The organism is Mesorhizobium sp. M0296, from assembly GCF_040321675.1.
Classification (GTDB): domain Bacteria; phylum Pseudomonadota; class Alphaproteobacteria; order Rhizobiales; family Rhizobiaceae; genus Mesorhizobium.
Map to the genome: position 1 here is coordinate 1 of NZ_JAMYRZ010000105.1, position 1089 is coordinate 1089.

General features: G+C 64.0%; 1 protein-coding gene. It reads left to right on the forward strand.

All coding sequences use genetic code 11. From position 1 onward, the window contains the following. Positions 1-70 precede the first annotated feature (70 nt). Positions 71-1089, forward strand: a 1019-nt coding sequence (locus NKI97_RS35360; protein ID WP_352838606.1) for an ISAs1 family transposase, incomplete at its 3' end; no start/stop codon positions are given.

A 1089-nucleotide genomic window follows, 5' to 3' on the forward strand; every position in this document is an offset into this window, starting at 1 on the left:
GGGCAGGGGAATCGCATATGGCGATTTTGGGGTTGAGTTTAGGCTGAGAAAGGATTCTTTGGAGAGGCAGTTGAGCGAAGGAGCGACTGCCATTTCCTGCCTTGAGAGCTACTTTGGCGCGGTGCCTGATCCACGCGCGCCCAACGCCACGCACCGGCTTGGCGACCTGATCGTGATGATGATCGCAGCAAGCCTGTGCGGCGCCAGCAATGCGACGGAATTTGCCCTGTTCGCGCAGGAGCGCAAGCAGGCGCTGTCGCGGCTGATCGACTATGACGCAGCTCCCAGCCACGACACCTTCTCGCGGCTGCTGCGTCTGCTCGACCCGGAGGCCTTTGGTCGCGCCTTTGCTGCCTTTGCCGCAGCTTTCGCCCGAGCCAGCCGAGAAACGCCCGAGGTGGTGTCGCTTGACGGCAAGGCTTTGCGGCGAGCCTACGAGAAGGGCTTGGCAGCCAGTCCGCCGTTGACGGTGTCGGCCTTCGCCGCCGAGACCCGGCTGTGCCTGGCGGCAGTCTCGCCGAGCGATGGTGAGAACGAAGTCGAGGCCGCGCTCAAAGTCGTCGAACTCATTGATCTTACGGGCAGATTGGTCACCGCCGACGCGCTCCACTGCCACACCCGCATGGCTGCGGCCATTACCCAAAGAGGTGGCGATTACCTGCTTGCGCTGAAGGGCAACCGTCGTCATTGGCTGCGCCGTGCCAACCTGCAACTGGCCGACGCCACCCCTTCCATTGCCGAGCGGACCGAGACCAGCCACGGCCGCAACGAGTGGCGGCAGGCCGAGATCGTGGCGGCGGCCGAGCCGCTGATGCCCGGCCACCTGGCCTTCATCCGCATCACCAGCCGACGCGATCAGGCCAAGCCGTTGATGCGCCTGTTCATGGCCTCCACGCTCATGTCGCCGCAGCGGGCGCTCGACCTCACTAGAGCTCATTGGCAGATCGAGAACGGCCTGCATTGGATGCTCGATGTCCATCTCGATGAGGATCTCAGCCGTGCCCGCAAGGACAATGCCCCCGCCAACACGGCCCTTCTCAATCGCCTCGCCAGAAACATCCTTCAGGCCGCCGATGCTGCCAAAGTTCC